Annotated in this window: 10 protein-coding genes; 1 reads left to right on the top strand and 9 read right to left on the bottom strand. The window is 73.3% G+C overall.

Annotation, left to right across the window (positions count from 1 at the left end; translation table 11 throughout):
- Window positions 1-165: 165 nt before the first annotated feature.
- The 4 genes from ACN27F_RS11390 to ACN27F_RS11405 form a co-directional block, all read right to left on the bottom strand.
- Entirely contained in the window at window positions 166-3,801 is a 3,636-nt protein-coding gene (locus ACN27F_RS11390; RefSeq protein ID WP_421433251.1) for an SCO7613 C-terminal domain-containing membrane protein, read from the bottom strand.
- 73 nt (window positions 3,802-3,874) lie between these two features.
- Entirely contained in the window at window positions 3,875-4,195 is a 321-nt protein-coding gene (cutA, locus tag ACN27F_RS11395; RefSeq protein ID WP_421433252.1) for a divalent-cation tolerance protein CutA, read from the bottom strand.
- A gap of 10 nt (window positions 4,196-4,205) precedes the next feature.
- Window positions 4,206-5,228, bottom strand: coding sequence for a 1-acyl-sn-glycerol-3-phosphate acyltransferase (locus ACN27F_RS11400; protein WP_421433253.1), 1,023 nt, complete (start codon window positions 5,226-5,228; stop codon window positions 4,206-4,208).
- Window positions 5,228-6,064, bottom strand: a complete 837-nt coding sequence (locus tag ACN27F_RS11405; RefSeq protein ID WP_421440120.1) for a patatin-like phospholipase family protein — start codon at window positions 6,062-6,064, stop codon at window positions 5,228-5,230. Before ACN27F_RS11405 ends, ACN27F_RS11400 begins: the two co-directional genes overlap by 1 nt.
- 200 nt (window positions 6,065-6,264) lie before the next feature.
- On the opposite strand from ACN27F_RS11405, the gene ACN27F_RS11410 reads away from it, so the two are divergent.
- Entirely contained in the window at window positions 6,265-7,815 is a 1,551-nt protein-coding gene (locus tag ACN27F_RS11410; RefSeq protein ID WP_421433254.1) for a serine/threonine-protein kinase, read from the top strand.
- 13 nt (window positions 7,816-7,828) lie between these two features.
- On the opposite strand, the gene ACN27F_RS11415 is transcribed toward ACN27F_RS11410, so the two are convergent.
- The 5 genes from ACN27F_RS11415 to ACN27F_RS11435 form a co-directional block, all read right to left on the bottom strand.
- Window positions 7,829-9,190: an ABC transporter ATP-binding protein gene (locus tag ACN27F_RS11415; RefSeq protein ID WP_421433255.1), complete on the bottom strand. Its 1,362-nt coding sequence runs from the start codon at window positions 9,188-9,190 to the stop codon at window positions 7,829-7,831.
- 90 nt (window positions 9,191-9,280) lie between these two features.
- Complete coding sequence (locus tag ACN27F_RS11420) at window positions 9,281-10,228, bottom strand: Os1348 family NHLP clan protein (RefSeq protein ID WP_421433256.1); 948 nt, start codon at window positions 10,226-10,228, stop codon at window positions 9,281-9,283.
- 110 nt (window positions 10,229-10,338) lie between these two features.
- Complete coding sequence (locus ACN27F_RS11425) at window positions 10,339-11,124, bottom strand: class I SAM-dependent methyltransferase (RefSeq protein ID WP_421433257.1); 786 nt, start codon at window positions 11,122-11,124, stop codon at window positions 10,339-10,341.
- Window positions 11,125-11,444: 320 nt separating this feature from the next.
- Complete coding sequence (locus ACN27F_RS11430; protein ID WP_421433258.1) at window positions 11,445-14,945, bottom strand: cyclic nucleotide-binding protein; 3,501 nt, start codon at window positions 14,943-14,945, stop codon at window positions 11,445-11,447.
- A gap of 125 nt (window positions 14,946-15,070) precedes the next feature.
- Complete coding sequence (locus tag ACN27F_RS11435; protein WP_421433259.1) at window positions 15,071-15,544, bottom strand: SRPBCC family protein; 474 nt, start codon at window positions 15,542-15,544, stop codon at window positions 15,071-15,073.
- Between the last annotated feature and the right edge of the window lie 23 nt (window positions 15,545-15,567).

A 15,567-nucleotide genomic window follows, 5' to 3' on the forward strand; every position in this document is an offset into this window, starting at 1 on the left:
TGGCAGCCCCGGCACCCCGGCCAGGGCCTGCCATCGAGTCTGCGGATTTAGGTCGCGCTGAGTAATCCTGTGCTCCCCCGCAACCCGGGTAGGGACAGCCATACCCGGGCCGACGCCCCACCCCCGACTATCCCAAGATCGTCGAGGGTGGGGCGGGTGCGGGGATCAGGTCATCCGGGTGACTGCGGAGCGTAGCCGACGGAGATCGCGGCGGCGACGTTCGTAGGTGATCGCGAGCGTGATCAACAGCAGCCCGCCGGCGGCCAGGAAACTCCACCGGGGCAGCAGGTCCCAGACCGCGACCAGCTCCCGCACCGCTACGACGGAGAGGACCGCGCCACCGAGCACCACCGGCGCCTGCCTGCGGTACACCGCGCCGACCACCACCACGGCCAGCGCGCCGACCCCGAGCAGCAGCCGGCGCACCGGCTGGCCCTCGGCGACCAGCACCGAGCCCAGGCTGGGCAGCAGGGCGGCGGCCAGTCCGGGGCCGTACCCGAGCCAGCTCGACAGCTGCGGGCGGGCCCGCAGCGCCAGCCAGCCCACGGCCAGCCCGACCACGGCCGGCGGCACGGTGTACGCCTCGGTCAGCGCCACCTCGGTGGCGACCAGCAGCAGCCACCAGGCACCGATCTCGCTGGCCAGCGCGGCGGCGGTGAGTGCCCACGGCCGGTGCGGCAGGGCCGCACGACGCCGGTCGCCGCCTGCCGCCGGCAGAACGCCGACCTGCGGCAGGCGCACCGCCGCCAGCGCCCGGGCGCCGAGCACCAGGCCCCACAGGGTGCAGATGCCGGCCGCGTGCCGGGCCGAGCCGACGGTCATCAGCAGCGCCGCGACCGCAGCGGCATGGCCGGCCGCTTCGACACCCACCGCTTCGGCCCGTCGTCGCGCCACACCGTCCGGCACCCCGGCGGGCGTCCGGGCGATCAGCAGGACACCGGCCGCCAGCGCGGCGGTGGCGACCGCGAGCACGGCGTACCCGCTGGCCCGCACGGCCAGCCCGGCGGCCTGGGCACCGGCGAGTGCGAGTACCGAGGCGGCGACCACCGCGGCGACCCAGCCGGTGACCCGCACCTGCGTACGGGAACCGGCGTACCCGGCGTGGCCGGCGACCGCCACGACGGCGGCCAGCGCGGTCAGCGTGGCGGCCTCGGTGGGCAACATGGCGGCCAGGCCGGCGGCGGCCAGCGGGACACCGGTCGGCACCGCCACGGCGGCGGTCCGGGCCACTCGGCTGCGGGCCGCCGTCACCAGCGCGGCGAGCCCGGCCGCCAGGCTGACCGCCGGCACCAGCGGCCACGGGGCAGTGGCCGCGGTCAGGGCGACCAGCACGGCGAGCAGACCGGCCGGGGCGGCGAACAGCACGGCGCGTCGCCGGGCGAGCAGACCGGCCACGGCGGCCAGTACGGCGAGCGTGACCGCGGCGGCCGCCGGGACGCGCGCCGGCTGGGCGGGGGTGAGCCCGGCGCCCTCCGGCACTCCGGTCCAGATGGCGTCCACCCACAGGTACGGCTCCAGCAGCACCGCACGCAGCGCCGGCAGCACGGACCCCACGGCCGGCAGGGCCAGCACCGCCGCCCCGGCGACCAGCGCCAGCCGCAGGCCGCGCACCGACACCCGGTCCGGGTCCGGGTCCCGGATCAACAACGCGGCGGCGAGCAGCAGCGCGCCCCAGGCGGCGTACCCGCCGGCCGACTCCCCCGGCAGCGGATCGGCGATGCTGCCGGACGCCGGTGCCAGCACCGCACCGACGGTGGCGAGGGCGAACGCGGCGACGGCGTACCGCAGGTAGTCCGGCCACCAGCGGCGGACCGCGACCAGCGCGACCGGCAACAGCGTCGCGGCGATCACGGCGGCCCGCGCCGACCAGCCGGCGGCCACCCCGCCGGCGACCTGATCCGCCGCCGGTCCGGTGCCGTGCCAGCCGGCGGTGTGCACCGTCAGGGCGGCGGTGGCCGGCCAGGCCAGGACGGCCACCGCGAGTCCGGTCCCGCCGACCAGCCGGTGGTGACGGCCGGTGGCACCCGCGTCGACGGCCCGGCGGGCGACAGCGGCGCTCGCCAGGCCGATGGCGACCGTCCCGACGGCCATCGCGGTGGCGACCGCCGGAGCACCACCACTGAGCAGGCAGGCGTACCCGAGCAGGGCGGCCGCGGCGAGACCGCTCGGCGCGGCGACCGCCACCGAGCGGGTCCACGCGGCCCGCACCGCCAACACGGCGGCCGCCACCGCAGCCGCGGTGGCCAGTGCCCACCAGGGCACCGGCACCGCCTCCGGAACGGCCAGCAGCAACGCCGCGCCACCGACGACGAGTACGGCGGGCCGGGCCACCCGGGGCAGCGACGCCACCGCGGCGACGGTGGCCAGCAGCACCGCCACCGGCAGTTGCCAGTCCAGCGGGGCGTCGATCGGCCCGGGTCCGGCCCGCCACAACGGTCGGGCGGCCTGCACGCCGACGGCGGCGGCGATCAGGGCGGCCGCCAGGAGGATCTGGCTGATCACGCCGGTGACCAGCAGCGTGCCCGCCCACAGTCCGGTATGGAAACTTGTCGGCAGGCGTCGCCGGGCCGCGGTGACGAGCAGTGCCAGCCCGGCGGCGGCCACGGCGGCGGCCAGCAGGGGTAGCGGCGGGTCCGGCTCGACCGCCGCTCGGACCAGGGCGAGGGTCAGCGCCGGTGGCAGCCCGGCCAGCGCCACCGCGAGCGGCCACCGCCGCCCGGCCGGCCGGGCGGCGGTGGCCGCGACGAGCGCGACGCCGACCGCCACGGCGAGCAGCGGGGTACCGGCCAACGCCGGGGCTCCGTCCGGGTGCCCGGCGACGAACGCGACCAGCGCGGCGACGTTGGCGGCGACCAGCGCCAGCCCGACGAGCACCCAACCGGTGATCCGCAGGCCGGCCGGACGCGGTGTGTTGAGCGCGACGAGGGCCAGGGTGACCCCGGCCGCGCCGAGCAGCATCAAGGTCCAGCCGGCGGCGTCGGCGTGGGCGTCGGCGGCGAGCAGCGGCAGCACCGGCCAGGCCGCGAGCAGGGTGACGTACCGGGCCGCGCTGACTCCGGTGAGCAGGTGATATCCGGCGGCCACCAGGCCGGTGACGACGAACGCGGCGGCGGCGTACCGGGGTGCGGGCAGCGAGGCCGCGCCGAACAGGTCGACGTAGCGGGCGGCGTAGCCGTCGAGGAGCACCAGCAGCAGGCCGAGGGCGGTGAAGGTTTCGGCGGTGCCGCGCAGGCCGCGCCAGGTGGCCAGCGGCGGCAGGGCGAGCACGACGGCGGTGACCCCGGCCAGGATGGCGGCCCGCCCGGCCACGCCGACGGTGGCCCAGGCGACGGCGGTGAACACGACCGCGGCGGTGCCGAGCAGCAGTCCACCCAGGACGAACAGGACGTTCTGCACGGTACGGGTGGAGGTTTCCGCCGGCCGCGCCGACGGCGGGGCGGGAGCCGAGGCCGGCGCGGGAACCGCGGACTGCGCGGGAACCGCGGACTGGACGGCAGGAGTCGACGGCTGAGCCGGGCGGTGTGCCGTACCGCGTACCGCCGCTTGCACCTGGACCGCCAATTCGTGCCGGCGCAGCTGCGCGGCGCGCAACTGACCGCTCAGTCCGATCCAGGCCTGTCGGGCCTGCTCGGTCCGCGCGGCCAGTCCGGCGATCTCACCGTCGAGCCGGATCACCTCGGCGGCGACCGGGTCCGGCGCCCGGCCGCAACCTGGGCATGCGGCGGCCAGCGTGGTCGTGGTGCCGCAGACAGGGCAGGGGTAACGGAGCGGCGCGGTACTGCTCATGGCGGTGCTGCTCATACCGGAATGGTTGCCCGCCGACAGGTCGCTTCGACAGAGTCCAGATACTCAAATTCGACCCTGAATTACCAGCTCAGGGCCGAGTGTGTTCATGCACCCACCGTGCGTAGTCAGGGTTGCCGGCTTCGATGACGGTGACCAGGATTTCAGGAATGTCGTACGGGTGTGCTGTCCGAAGGTAGTCGACCAGTGGCTCACTGCGATCATTGGCGGTCTTGAACTGCACGGACCATTCCTTGGTGGTCTCCACTCGGCCCTCCCACCAGTAGGTGCTGGCTACCGGTCCACCGATCTGGGCACAGGCGGCGAACCGCCCGGCCACGGCGGAAGCGGCGAGCACCTCGGCAACCGAGCGGGCATCCACCACCGTCGTCACCACGGAGATCTGTTCCACGGGGCGAACCCTACGCCCTCAAGGTGTCCGAGTGGTTCTTCTCGATCCACGAGTCGATCCGGGACCACCAGTCGTACAGCCATTCGATCCGTTCGTCCCGCCCTGCCGGAATCTCCTCCGGCGGCACCGACCAGAAGCGCATCACGATCCGTTTGTCCATTGGCAGTTCCCGCCATGCATCGGCGACGGTGACCATCCGATCCAGGCCGGTGTGCGCGACGAAAATGACGCCGGCATCCGGCGCGGCGTCCAATGCGGCGAGCAGCCCGCCGGGGCGGGGCGCGAGCACGTGCCGCATCGCCTCGGCACGCGCCGCCATGCCGTGCAGACCGAGGGAGTGCAGCCGGTCGATGGCCCGGCTGCGCCGGCCGGGGGTGAAGTTGCCGCCCTCAGGGAAGATGACGAACGCGTCGTTGGCGTCGAGGCCGGTGGCCAGGTGGGCGATCTGCGTCTCGACCGGTTCGGTGCGCTCGCCGCCAGGGGCGATGAACCGGTTGGGCAACCGGTTGAGCAACACGTCGATCGCCGGATCCCACTGCAGGGTTTCCTTGAGCACGATCCGTGGCTCCCGGTCGAACCAGTTGACCAGGCCGTGGATCAGGATGAACGAGTCGCCGGGGCCGGCGTGCCGGGAGACCACCAGCTCGGGACGGCCGGGCAGGGCGGTGTCGGGATCGGTGCCCACGACGTCGATGCTCAGCCGCAGCGACCAGCGGGCGTGCCAGAAGAAGAAGGTCAGGAACCAGCCGGTCAGCACGTAGTGCGCCCGCTGGAACGCCGAGCTGCGGATCTTCCAGCCGCACCCGGAGGCGAGCCAGAGCCCGAAGAGGGCGACCAGCGCGGCGGCGTCCCACAGCAGGTAGACCGCGGCGATCCAGAACAGCCGCAGCACCCGCAGCCGGCCGGGCACCAGCAACGACGCGGCGGCGGCCAGGAACACCCAGAACGGCAACGTGGTCACCATCGCGACGGCGAGCAGCAGGACCGCCGGTCCGAACAGGACCCGGCGCACCCAGCGGGGTGGCAGCGGCATCAGCAACCGGCCACGTTGGTCTTGAGGTAACGCCGCGACGCCGTGTAGGCGCGGCTGATCCGGCGCCCGACCGCGGTCATGTCCCGGTACGCCCACGGTGTGTCATCGCGGGTCTCCCCTCCCCCGGTCGGCAACACGTGCACCTCCACATCGTGGCCGACGGCCGCCAGTTCCCGGGCGAACCGGTGCCGGCGGGAGATCTCGAACGCGACCTGGGCGACCTCCCAGGGCCGCCGAGGTGGGCTGAGCGACCGCTCGATCCGACCGACCTGGAGGACGAAGATGCGCCGGGCACCGGCCTCGACCGCCTTGCCGATCGGGATCGAGTTGACGATGCCGCCGTCGATGAAGTGCTCGCCGTCGATCTCGGTCGGTGGCAGCAGACCGGGCACCGCGGCCGACGCGAGCACGGCGGGCACCAGCGGGCCGGTGTCGAACCAGTGCTCGGCGGCGCGTTCGATGCTCGCCGCGCAGCAGGTGAACGGCACCTTGAGGTCGGCGAAGGTGGCGGTGTCGCCGAGCTCGGCCGCCAGCAGCCGGCGCAGTGGTCGCGGCGAGTGCAGGTGGGTACGGGCGGCGAACCGACGCAGCTGCCGGGCCATCGAGTCGCCGTACACTTCGCTGGCTTCCGGGGAGGCCCACAGCCGGACCAGCCGCAGGGTGACCGCCTCGGTCGGGTCGGCGGCGACGAGCACCCCGTTGACCGCGCCGATCGAGGTGCCGATCACGAGATCGGGACGGATACCGGAGCGGAACAGGGCACGGAGCATCCCGACCTCGACCGCGCCCAACACGCCGCCGCCGCCGAGCACGAACGCCACCGGGCCGTCGACCATGGCGTCCATCCTGGCACGGGGGTGACGGCGACGAGATGCGGAGCCGGTCGGACCGCATCCGGTATGGCCAGCAGTTAGGCAATCGATAGCTATGTCGGCTTAAATGATAAATGTTCAGCTGTTTAACCTGCCGTTGACAGGACGTGCTAATTCGCGGAGCCTGATACGACCTCCCACTCCCCAGGCAGGTGCGAACAACGATGGCATCGCTGCACGCGGGCGAACTGCTCGCCCGCAGGTACCGTCTCATCGATCGGATCGGCGCCGGCGGTATGTCTGTCATCTGGCGTGCCCGCGACGAGGTGCTCGACCGGGTGGTCGCGGTCAAGGTGCTCGCCGCGTCGCTGTCGGCCGACGCCAGGTTCCGTGGCATGGTCCGCGAGGAGGCCCGCTCCGCCGCGCAACTGATCCATCCGCACGTCACCGCGGTGCACGACTACGGCGAATCGGTGGCCCCGGACGGCACGGTCACGGCGTTCGTCGTCATGGAGCTGCTCTCCGGCGAGGAGTTGGACGCCCGGCTCACCGCGGGACCGCTGCCCTGGCCGCAGGCGGTGGAGATCTGCGCCCAGGCCGCCGAGGCGCTCGCCGCCGCGCACCGGTTGGGCATCGTGCACCGCGACGTGACCCCGGCCAACATCATGATGACCCTGGTCGGCGCCAAGGTGCTCGACTTCGGCATCGCCACCCAGATCGGCGCACCCGACGAGGACGAGGACGGCGAGACCTTCGGCACCCCGGCGTACGTGGCACCGGAGCGCCTCGACGGCCGCCCGGCCCAACCGGCGACCGACGTCTACTCCCTCGGCGTACTGCTCTACGAGACACTCACCGGTCGGGTGCCGTATCCGGCCGACACCTGGGAGGACCTGCACCGGGCGCTCGACCAGGAGATTCCACCACTGGTGGTGCCCGGGCTACCCGGGCCGGTCGTCGAGGTGTGTCTGCGCTGCCTGTCCCGCGATCCGCTGGACCGGCCGACCGCGCACCAGGTCGGCGTCGCGCTGCGCGACCAGCTGCTGCCGGCCGACCCGCAGGCCGCCACCATGCTCTCCCCGACCGTCACGCTGCCGACGGTGGTTCCCGACCTCCCGGCGGGCAGCTCCGCCGCTGCCGGCACCGGGCCGGGCGGCTCGGTGGCGGGCGGCTCGGTGGCGGGCGGCTCGGTGGCGGGCACTGGTGAGCGCCGGGGCGACGCCGGTGGGCGCCGGGGCATGGGTTCGCCCCGGTTCGCCGCGCTCGTCGCCGCGAGCGCCGCTACCGTCGCGCTCGTCGCGGTCGTACTGCTGCTGCGGCCGTGGGCGGGTGAGATGCCGCTGGTCGCCGGCCCCAGTCCGACCGGTTCGCCGGTGCCGCCGGCGTCACCACCAGCGACGCCACCAGCGGCATCCGTCGGACCCACCGCAGGCGATACCGCGAGCGCCGGCGTACCTGTCCCGAGCATCACCACGGTCGCCCCGACCACGGCGCTGCCCACCGTGCCCACCGTCGACGACGCGATCGTCCTGATCGGTCAGGTCATCGACGACGGCATCGCCGAAGGTGCCATCCGCCGGGACGCCGGGCTGGACCTGCAGAATCTGCTCCGCAACCTGCAGACCTCGCTGACCAGCGGATCAGCCGACATCGAGCGGGAGGTAGACCAGATGCGGCAGAAGGTGGGAATCCGTGCCAACGAGGGTGCGATCACCTATGCGTACGCGCGAGAACTCGGCGCCGCGCTCGACCTGTTGGCCGGCGCCGCTACCTGAGCCCGAACCCGAGTCAGCCCAGTCGGATCCGCTCGCCGGACCGGTCGAACAGCAGTAGCCGGTCGACGGCGACGGCGAGGACCAGCGTCTGTCCGGGTCGGGGCAGCCCGGGTGCCGGGACCCGGACAACGACGTCACCGCCGGCCGCCGTCTCCTGCGGTTCCGGCTCGTAGACGGGGTAGAACCCGTACTCGGTCCGCGCGGTCGGCGGCGGATCGGGCCGCCGGTGGTGCGGGATGATCCGGGCGATGGCCTGGCGGATCTGGTGCCCGCTCGGCGGTTCCTCGGCGAGCAGTTCGGCCAGATGGGTGTCCGGGTCCGGCAGGTCGAGCCGCGTCTGGGCGGGGGCGCTCGGCAGGCTGCCGGTATCCACCCAGACCAACGCCTCGTGGCCGAGGTTCTCCACTGTGCGCACGGTGCCGCGCAGCACGACCTGCGGCTGGTCGGTGGCCGACGCGCCGGTCCCACCCGGCACGTCCGCACCGGTCACGGACGCCGCCGGGGACAGTGCGTCGGCGCGCAGTGCCACGGTGACCCGCTCGGTGTGATGTTCGGCGAGACCGGCCAACCGGGGGTCGTCCGCCGGCAGTTCGAGCACCTGTGCGCCCAGGTCGAGCACAATGCGGCCGGGCTCGGCGTACACCGCGCCCTGCAGCAGACTGGTCCGTGGGTTGCCGAGGAACGCCGCGACGAAGACGTTGGCCGGGTCGCCGTACACCTCGGCCGGCGGCCCGATCTGCTGCAGCCGGCCACGGCGCAGCACCGCGAGCTGGTCGGCCATGGTCAACGCCTCGGTCTGGTCGTGGGTGACGTAGACGGTCGTCACGGACCGGCGCCGGGCCAGCGCGGTGACGTCGGCACGCAGCTCGGCCCGCAATCCCGCGTCTATGTTCGACAACGGCTCGTCCAGCAGGAACGCCTTCGGGTCACGGACGATGGCCCGGGCCATGGCGACCCGCTGACGCTGTCCGCCGGACAGCGTCGTCGGCGGGCGGTGCAGGTGCTCGGCGATCCCCAGCTCCGCCGCGACCTCACGGATCCGCTCCTGCACCGCGGGCGCCTGCCCCATCCGCAAGGGGAAGGCGATGTTCTGCGCCACGGTCAGATGCGGATACAGGGCGTAGTCCTGGAAGACCATCGCCACCTGCCGCCGCTGGGTCGACCAATCGTCGGCAACGCGGCCGTCGATCAGCACATGCCCGGACGTCGGTTCCTCCAGGCCGGCGAGCAGCCGCAGGATCGTCGATTTCCCACACCCCGTCGGACCCAGCAGGACCAGGAACTGTCCCGGCTGCACCGCAAGGCTGACCTCGTCGACGGCCACGGTGCCGTCGTCGAATATCTTCGTCAACCGGTCGGTGGCGATGGCGACCAAGCGACTACCTCCTACCCCTATCGTCGGGGCAGAGACCCATCGGCGCCAGTCCCTGTCGACAGGCGGCCGGCCATGACCGCCGAGCGGTCGTCAGCGGAATTCGTCGGGCAGGTGGAGGTTGCTGCCGATCAACCCGCCGCCGGCCGCTGGTGGCGGCTCATAGCTCGGTGGCGGCTCGTGGTGGGACTGGTGCTCGACCGTACGGTCGAGCCAGCCGTCTCCGTTGTCGTCGTACTGGGTCTGATCGAAGTACCCGTCGCCGTCGGTGTCGTAGGAGGCCGACTCGACCAGGCCGTCGGCGTCGTCGTCGCGGCCGATGAAGTCGACCCGACCGTCGCCGTCGTGGTCGACCAGGATGTCCACGCCGCCGTCGGAGCGACCCCGGACGATGTGCCGGTCCCACTGGCCGTCGCCGTCGACGTCGACCCGGGTCTGGTAGCCCTCCGGCACCGGTGGCTCGATCTGTTGGGGTGCCGGACCCAGCATCGCGTCACCCGGTTGCAGCAGCGAACTGATCGAAGCGCCGAGCCCGCCCGCTTCGCCGGTGTGGCCAGTCGCTGGCGGCACGGGAGCCTGCCCGAAGCCGCTGGTCGCCTCCGCCGGACCGAAACCGCTGGTCGCATCGAACCGGTCGCCGAACCCGCTGGGAGGTGCCGGACGGTCGCCGAATCCACTGACCGGGTCCGCCGAGCGGTCGCCGAACCCACTCGTCGCCGTCGGGCTGTCGCCGAACCCGCTGCCTGCCGAGCCGGAACCGAACGCCTGGTCGGCGACCCCGGCCACCGGGCCGAAGTCGCCGAGCCCGCCCATCATGCCGGTGAGCGGGGAGAGCAGACCGAACCCGCTGGACTGGTTGGCCCGGGCCTCCACGCCGGTCGTATCGGCCGTCCCGGCCCCGCTCATCTGGGTGCGCAGCAGCTCCACCTCGTCGGCGGAGAGCTGGTAGCCGGCGAGCGCGGCGGCCGGATCGGCGCCGAGCGCCGACGCGAACCCGGGATCGGTCAACAGCCGTTCGAGTACGGTGTCGAAGTCGCTCATCGAAGCTGTCCCCTCGTCGATGACAATCCAGGGTAGTCCTGCCTGGCAATCGACCTTCAAGACCGTACCGCCGCCGTCACCACCAGCTTGGTGGCCCTGGTCGGATCGGCTCAATCCGGGTTCTTGCGGACAACCAGCATCGGGTACCGGGCGAGCCGGGCGCTCCACCCGGGCAGGCGGTCCTCGACCGCCGCCACCCCGGACACCATCGCCCGGCCGGTCCGCCCGCCGGGCACCAACGTACGGGTGATCTCTGGTGCCAGGATGGACCAGCTCCGGACCTCGATCCGCGCACGGTCGCGCAGCCCGGCCCGCAGCCGTCGATGGTCGACCGGGTGGTAGGGCAGCGCCGGGAGGTCCACCACCGGGCGGGAGTCCAGCCGCAGTCGACGGGCCAGGCTCTGCAGCCGGGCGAACGTCTGGATGTAGACCACCACCGCGACACCGCCGGGCCGCAGGACCCGGCAGATCTCCGCCAGCGCCAGGAGTTGCCGGTCCGGCGCGAGGTGGTAGAGCACGTGAGCGCAGAGCACCCGGCCGAAGGTGGCCGCAGGGAAGGGCAACCGACAGATGTCGGCCTGCAGGTAGCTGGCGGCGTCACCGAGGGTCTGCCGCGCACCGCGCAACGCCGCCGCCGCGAGGTCGAGATTGACCCGCAGATCACCGTTGGCCTCGACCTGCAGCGGCGCCCCACCGCACCCCAGGTCCAGCAGCGGGCCGGCGCCCGCCAGCAGCTCAGCGACCCGCTGGTCCCGGCGCCGATGGTAGCCGTCCATCACCGGACGCAGGTCGACGAAGGCCTCCGCGTCCTGATACTGCCCGGACGATCCTCGCTGCCAGCCGTAGGTTTCGTAGAACTGCCGTACCGCCACGTCGTCTTCGCGGGTCTGGGTCATGCGGCCAATACTGGTCCATTCAGATATCGCAATCAATCATTGCGGCACCCACACTGCGGGCCAGCCTGGTGGCCTCGATCAGTCCAGCTCCGGCATAGGGACGGGCTGCGGCCGTGGCCGGCAGGTGCCGCACTGCAGTGCGTCCTCCACCACCAGCCCTTCCGCCCGGCTCCGATGCTCAGAACGGTGCACTTCAAGCAGGTACGGGCCGAAGCGGGCATGGTCCTCGCAAACCCCCCGGCTGCAGAACCGGCACCCGCCCCGTGCCGCCTTCGGACAGAACCAACAAAGCACCTATATCTCCACTCAGGTAGACCGGCTCATCTCAAGGTGATGACCACTGGCTGGCACGGCACGACAGAAACCTTCGACTCGACCGAGTCGGTCAGTCCGCCCCGGTCGGTGACCACCGCACGGATTGTCAGAGAACCGCCTCTGTTGGGCTCCCCGGGGTACGGGACCGGACCGACGGAGCCGTAGTGGATGTCCCCGTCCGGCTGCATGACCATGCTGCCCTGTGCGAATCCACTCCACGTCAGCACCACCCGGAAGCCCGGCGTGTCGTCACTCACCCGCGCCGAAGCCGAGGCGGTGGTCGAGTTCGCACCGCCGCACGGGAACCCGTCCTGGTCTTCTTGGCCGATCTGGCCGGACGGCACGGTCACCCAGGTGATGACCGGCGGCTCGTTCGGCGGTGGTGCGGTCGTGGGCGGAGCCGTGGTGGGTGGTGCGGTCGTGGGCGGCAGGGTCGTGGGCGGTGGTGGCGTGGTCGGCGGAGCTGTGGTCGGCGGCGGCGTGGGTGACGAGGTCGGACCGGGCGTGCGGGTCGGACCCGGCGTCGGGCTGGACGGTGCCGGCGGGGTGGTGGTCAGGCCGGGCACCGGCAACCGACTCGGTGACGGCACCGGCTGACTGGTGGCCGACAGGTCCGGTGCCGGACTCTCCACCGTCGGCGACGGCGGGGTCGGCGACCCCGGCGGGACCGCGGTGCTCGGCGTACCGCCGGGTGGTGACACCGCCGTCCCGTCACCGCAGCCGAGCCGTTCCCCGGTGGCCGGCTGCGTCACGCCGCTGCGCCGTACCTCGCCGGCGGAGACCCGGACCACGCCCGTGTTGACCGCGAACCAGGCTTCTCCCCGGTTCGCCACCGCCTCGCCCTGGCTCTCGACCGTCAGCGCCAGTGGCTCGAAAGCGGTCGACGTACTGGCCGTGTCCGCGAGGATCCGGCCCCGTTCCAGCCTCAGCTCCCCGTTCGGCGCGACCGGTCGTGCCCCGGTGCTCCACAGCGTCCCGACCCGTACCTGTACGCCGGCGCAGAGCACGGTCGCCGCGCCACCACGGAAGGTCAGCTCACCGGTCGACCGGTCGCGCACCCCGATCCGGTCGCCGTCACCGACGTAGTGGGCCCCGCCGCTGCGCAAGGTGATCGAACGCCCGGCGGTGGTCTGCACCACGGCCACCCCGCGTTCGACCCGCAGCAGCGCCCGGTCGGTGGGCATCTCCGCCCACGCCGGACCGGGTCGCAGGTTGCTGCCGGTGATCAGGAGTGCGAACAGCAGCAGGAGCAGCACCAGCCACCACAGCCGGCGTTCGAAGCGCCGGTCGACGTCGTCGTCCGCGTCGGGCGGCGGCGGACCGGGCGGTGCGGCCAGCGGCGGGTAGTCGGCGGGCGGGTGCACCCCGCTGGCCGGGGCACCGCCCCGGGTCGCGGCGGCGTCGGCGGCGACCACCTCGGCCGGGGCGGCACCGAGCAGCATGGGCAGGCCCGCGACGGCCGGCAGCTGCCACAGCCGCGACGGGGTCCGGGTGACCGCTACCGTGTCCGGCGGCGGCGCGCCGACCGGGCCGATCATCGTGCCACGGCGCAGCTCGGTGCCGTCGGCGAGGGCGATCACCCCGGATTCGACCACGACCGCGTCGTACGGCCCGGCCAGGCGCACCGGCGCTCCCGGCGGCACGGAGACCGGCCGGGCCCGGGCGACCAGCCCCAACCGGTCCTCGGGCGTCAGCCCGGACAGCGCCGGCGTCTCGACGAACAGCGCCTCGGCGGCGGCCCGGTCGGCCGGCGGCGGGCCGGGCAGCGGACCGACGATGGTGGCGACCGCGGCCGGCGGCAGCGCCAACAGGGTCGTGCCGGCGGTGTGCCAGCTCAACGTCGCCGCGCTACCGGTGAGCGCGCTGGCCAGGCCGACCAGCCCGCCCGGGCCGAGCCGCTGGCGCACCGTGCCGGCCGGATCGCCAGGTGAGCGACCTTCCACCGCGCCGTCGACGACGACGAACACGGCCGGTTGGGCGGCACCGGCGGCGACGAGTTGCTGACCGGTGTGCGGATGCATCCAGCGTGCCTGGGCGGCGAGCCGGTTGAGCGCTTCCGGCGGCAGCACCCGCAGCGCGCTGGCGCGCAGCGCGTCGAGCCGACGCGGGGTGTCCGAGGCGTGCCGGCGCTCGGCCAGCGCCGTGCGCAGCCGCCGCCACCGCCGGACCAGCCAGCCGGCGGCCAGGTAGACCAGCGGCGCGGCCAGCCCGGCGACCACCGCGGCCAGCAGCAGCCGGGCCGGCCAGCCGGACCGCCACAGCCCGATGACCAGCCCGGCTACCCGGTCGGTCCAGATCCGCCAGAACAGGTTGACCGCGATGACCAGCCAGAGCACGGCGAGCATGCCGTAGAGGGCGACGAGTCGCCCTTCGCGGTCCAGCGCCGACCAGCGGGGTGCCCGCCGACGCAGCTTGCCGGTGACGTACGCCAGCCCGCGGGCCCGCAGGTTGGGAATCTCCAACCAGTCCATCAGCAGGTAGTAGCCGTCGAGCGCGAGGAACGGATTGAGGTTGAACAGCGCGTTGAGGTACCAGGCGAAGGCGAGCTTGAAGGTCCATGGCGCGGCGGCCGGGAACACCAACCCGACGATGCCGGCCACGCCGGCGAGGACGAGCCCGGCGGCCGGCCCGGCGGCGGTGGTGATCAGCCGCGAGCGGCGTCCGGCCATCCAGACGTCGGTGGTGTCGACGAAGACCGACGGGATGCCGAAATACACCAGGAACCCGGCGGCCGGCACCCGCCGGCCGGCGTGTTTCGTCGCCAGCGCGTGACCGAGTTCGTGGCAGGCCAGCGCCATCACGTTCAGCCCGAGCAGCACGGCCGCGCCGGCCACGTACGAGCCGCCGGTGAGGAAGACCGACTGTTCGCCGCGCCACCAGGTCCAGCAGAAGGCGACGAAGCCGGCCAGCGCGACGACACCCAGCGTGATCGCCGCCGCGCGGGTGAACAACAGCCGGCCGCCGCCGCGGTAGAGGACCCCGATCAGCGGATCGACGTTGGCCAGCACGGTACGTCGACCCTGCGCCACCGCCAGCAGGCTGCGGCCCAGCCGCGCCGGCCAGGGCCGGCGGTGCACCTTGTCCAGCGGCCGGAACGCGTCGACCGGCAGCTCGGCCAGCATCCGGTTGCCGGCCAGGTCGGCGACGACCCGGGTGACCTGGTCCGGGGCGAGCCGGCCGGCGATGCGGGCGAACTCGGCGACCAGCCGGGCCACCGTACGGCTGCCGTCCATCAGCTGGGCGAGTCGCCACTCCTCCGGTGCGAGCCGCAGGTAGCAGCTGCCGCCGCGGTCGTCGGGGGAACGCAGCATGACGTACGGCACGCCGCGCACCGAGGCCAGCTCTACGTACTCGATACCGGGGCGCAGCACCGGTCGGGCGCGGGCCGGATTGAGCCGTTCGACGACGGCTTCCCACAGCCCGGCGTCGGCGGGCGCGACCGGTTGTCCCGGTGCCCGGCCGGCCAGGGCCTCCCACACGCTCATCCTGGTCTCGACGACCGTCACTGCCTGCTCCTCCGCCGATCTACGCGGCTGCAGGTTAGACCGCCGTGTCGACCGTACGCGACTGCTGGACCGCTTTCGGACAGCATGTCCTGCGAAAGTTGCCTGGTCGATCGACTACGCCGGGATCAGCAACTCATCCTTTCGGCCAGGGTACGGGCCCGGAACATCTGTACCTTCCTGGCCGTACGCACCACATAGGAACGCAGCAGGGTGGGCATCTGCAGGGTGACGCTCACCGTCACGACGGTGCCCGGATCGTGGCCGACGCCGGTGCCGGCCGGCTCGACGTCCATCACGAACCGGACCCGGACCCGGGCCGGGCTGCGCACCCGCATGACGAGTCGTCGACCCGGCACGGTGTTGGTCTGGCACACCCGCAGAATGTTGTCGTAGTGCAGCGGCCCGGCGACGGTGAACCGCTCCACGGCCACGTACCGCAACTCCTGCTGACCGGCCGGGTCGGTGCCGCGCTCGATGTCACGCACCGCCACGATCAGCGGCGACAGGCCGATGTGATTGGTCGGCTCGGCCAGGTGGTCGTAGACCCGCCGCGGCGGCGCGGCGACCGGGAACTGATCGACGAACGTCTCGATGCGCATGGCCCGTCAATGTAGCGAGCGGC

The sequence above is a fragment of the Solwaraspora sp. WMMB335 genome (assembly GCF_049179075.1).
Lineage (GTDB): Bacteria > Actinomycetota > Actinomycetes > Mycobacteriales > Micromonosporaceae > Micromonospora_E.

What these genes read in the sequence shown, in the direction of transcription:
- ACN27F_RS11390 (WP_421433251.1), bottom strand. Translation starts at nt 3,801, where the DNA reads ATGAGCAGCACCGCCATGAGCAGTACCGCGCCGCTCCGTTACCCCTGC.
- ACN27F_RS11400 (WP_421433253.1), bottom strand. Translation starts at nt 5,228, where the DNA reads ATGCCGCTGCCACCCCGCTGGGTGCGCCGGGTCCTGTTCGGACCGGCG.
- ACN27F_RS11405 (WP_421440120.1), bottom strand. Translation starts at nt 6,064, where the DNA reads ATGGTCGACGGCCCGGTGGCGTTCGTGCTCGGCGGCGGCGGCGTGTTG.
- ACN27F_RS11410 (WP_421433254.1), top strand. Translation starts at nt 6,265, where the DNA reads ATGGCATCGCTGCACGCGGGCGAACTGCTCGCCCGCAGGTACCGTCTC.
- ACN27F_RS11420 (WP_421433256.1), bottom strand. Translation starts at nt 10,228, where the DNA reads ATGAGCGACTTCGACACCGTACTCGAACGGCTGTTGACCGATCCCGGG.
- ACN27F_RS11425 (WP_421433257.1), bottom strand. Translation starts at nt 11,124, where the DNA reads ATGACCCAGACCCGCGAAGACGACGTGGCGGTACGGCAGTTCTACGAA.
- ACN27F_RS11435 (WP_421433259.1), bottom strand. Translation starts at nt 15,544, where the DNA reads ATGCGCATCGAGACGTTCGTCGATCAGTTCCCGGTCGCCGCGCCGCCG.